Source organism: Rhizobium sp. PvP014 (assembly GCF_017876855.1).
GTDB classification, from domain to species: Bacteria; Pseudomonadota; Alphaproteobacteria; order Rhizobiales; family Rhizobiaceae; genus Neorhizobium; species Neorhizobium soli.
This window is the reverse complement of sequence record NZ_JAGIOT010000001.1, coordinates 1-2,500: the sequence shown is the minus strand read 5'-3', so window position 1 is coordinate 2,500 and position 2,500 is coordinate 1. Positions and strand designations below refer to the sequence as shown.

Genomic DNA, 2,500 nt, shown 5'->3' with positions numbered 1-2,500 from the left:
GAAGAGGGCAACAACCCTGACCTCCAGCTAAGGTCCCCAAGTCATGGCTAAGTGGGAAAGGATGTGAGGATCCCAAAACAACCAGGATGTTGGCTTAGAAGCAGCCATCATTTAAAGAAAGCGTAACAGCTCACTGGTCTAAATAAGGGTCTTTGCGCCGAAAATGTAACGGGGCTAAAGCCATGCACCGAAGCTGAGGATATGCACGCAAGTGTATGTGGTAGCGGAGCGTTCCGTAAGTCTGTGAAGGAGGACCCGTGAGGGCCTCTGGAGATATCGGAAGTGCGAATGTTGACATGAGTAACGATAAAGGGGGTGAGAGACCCCCTCGCCGAAAGACCAAGGGTTCCTGCTTAAAGTTAATCTGAGCAGGGTTAGCCGGCCCCTAAGGCGAGGCAGAAATGCGTAGTCGATGGGAACCACGTTAATATTCGTGGGCCTGGTGGTAGTGACGGATCGCGTAAGTTGTACCTCCTTATTGGATTGGATGTGCAGCGGGGCGGTTCCAGGAAATAGCTCCACCGTATAGACCGTACCCGAAACCGACACAGGTGGTCAGGTAGAGCATACCAAGGCGCTTGAGAGAACTATGTTGAAGGAACTCGGCAAATTGCACGCGTAACTTCGGAAGAAGCGTGACCCCTTTTTACGCAAGTGGAAAGGGGTGGCACAGACCAGGGGGTAGCGACTGTTTATCAAAAACACAGGGCTCTGCGAAGTCGAAAGACGACGTATAGGGCCTGACGCCTGCCCGGTGCTGGAAGGTTAAAGGGAGAGGTGCAAGCTTTGAACTGAAGCCCCAGTAAACGGCGGCCGTAACTATAACGGTCCTAAGGTAGCGAAATTCCTTGTCGGGTAAGTTCCGACCTGCACGAATGGCGTAACGACTTCCCCGCTGTCTCCAACATAGACTCAGTGAAATTGAATTCCCCGTGAAGATGCGGGGTTCCTGCGGTTAGACGGAAAGACCCCGTGCACCTTTACTATAGCTTTACACTGGCATTCGTGTCGGCATGTGTAGGATAGGTGGTAGGCTTTGAAGCGGGGACGCCAGTTCTCGTGGAGCCATCCTTGAAATACCACCCTTATCGTCATGGATGTCTAACCGCGGTCCGTTATCCGGATCCGGGACAGTGTATGGTGGGTAGTTTGACTGGGGCGGTCGCCTCCGAAAGAGTAACGGAGGCGCGCGATGGTGGGCTCAGACCGGTCGGAAATCGGTCGTCGAGTGCAATGGCATAAGCCCGCCTGACTGCGAGACTGACAAGTCGAGCAGAGACGAAAGTCGGTCATAGTGATCCGGTGGTCCCGCGTGGAAGGGCCATCGCTCAACGGATAAAAGGTACGCCGGGGATAACAGGCTGATGACCCCCAAGAGTCCATATCGACGGGGTTGTTTGGCACCTCGATGTCGGCTCATCGCATCCTGGGGCTGGAGCAGGTCCCAAGGGTTTGGCTGTTCGCCAATTAAAGCGGTACGTGAGCTGGGTTCAGAACGTCGTGAGACAGTTCGGTCCCTATCTGCCGTGGGTGTAGGAATATTGACAGGATCTGTCCCTAGTACGAGAGGACCGGGATGGACATATCTCTGGTGGACCTGTTGTCGTGCCAACGGCATAGCAGGGTAGCTATATATGGAAGGGATAACCGCTGAAGGCATCTAAGCGGGAAACCCACCTGAAAACGAGTATTCCCTATCAGGGCCGTGGAAGACGACCACGTTGATAGGAGGCGTGTGGACGTGCAGTAATGCATGAAGCTTAGCCTTACTAATAGCCCGATTGGCTTCATCGTTCTCATTGACTATGCTCATCAAGGTGCTGCGCACCTTGATGATGACATCTGTTTTGTCCTGACGCGCGAAAAAACGCTCCGGACGGGCCGCGCCAACAGGCGCGACGGCCTCTGGCCTTGCGGAGCTTCGCTCCGACAAACCAGACGGCAAACAAAAGACGTGTTCAACTAAGACAAAAGGGGGTTCGCCCCCGCCAGCTTCTCGATAAAGCGTTGCAATGGTCGCCCATTGCCACGCATACATTGCCCTTAATCGACCTGGTGGTCATTGCGGGGTGGCTGCACCCGTTCCCTTTCCGAACACGGCCGTGAAACACCCCTGCGCCAATGGTACTCCGTCTTAAGACGCGGGAGAGTAGGTCGCTGCCAGGTCTATTAAAGGCAATGCCATCCATAAGGATGGACCAAACAATCTTCTCATACACGAAAACAATCGGCCCCTGGCCAAACCAAGGGCCGCTCCCAAAGCGGCCTTTTGTCGTTGCTGGGGTTTAACGAAATAATGGGACGTTCGGTCTGTAGCCGGTGCGTCCCTCAAAGGAGACAAATCCTTCGGATTTGCTCCGGCACTACACGTAAACCGCAACGCGGTTTACGCAGACGCGAAATTTGGCAAAGCCAAATTCGCTTGGCGCGGGGTGGAGCAGCCCGGTAGCTCGTCAGGCTCATAACCTGAAGGCCGCAGGTTCAAATCCTGCCCCGCAAC

1 tRNA gene and 2 rRNA genes (1 of these 3 cut by a window edge) are annotated in these 2,500 nt (G+C 54.5%); all 3 read left to right on the top strand.

Going from position 1 to position 2,500, the window contains the following annotated elements:
• Positions 1 to 1,794 (top strand): 23S ribosomal RNA (locus tag J3A65_RS00015) (it extends 1,171 nt beyond the left edge of the window).
• A 257-nt stretch (positions 1,795 to 2,051) separates the two neighbouring features.
• Positions 2,052 to 2,166, top strand: a 5S ribosomal RNA gene (gene rrf / locus J3A65_RS00010).
• A gap of 260 nt (positions 2,167 to 2,426) precedes the next feature.
• A tRNA-Met gene (locus tag J3A65_RS00005) sits at positions 2,427 to 2,499 on the top strand.
• Position 2,500 lies beyond the last annotated feature (1 nt).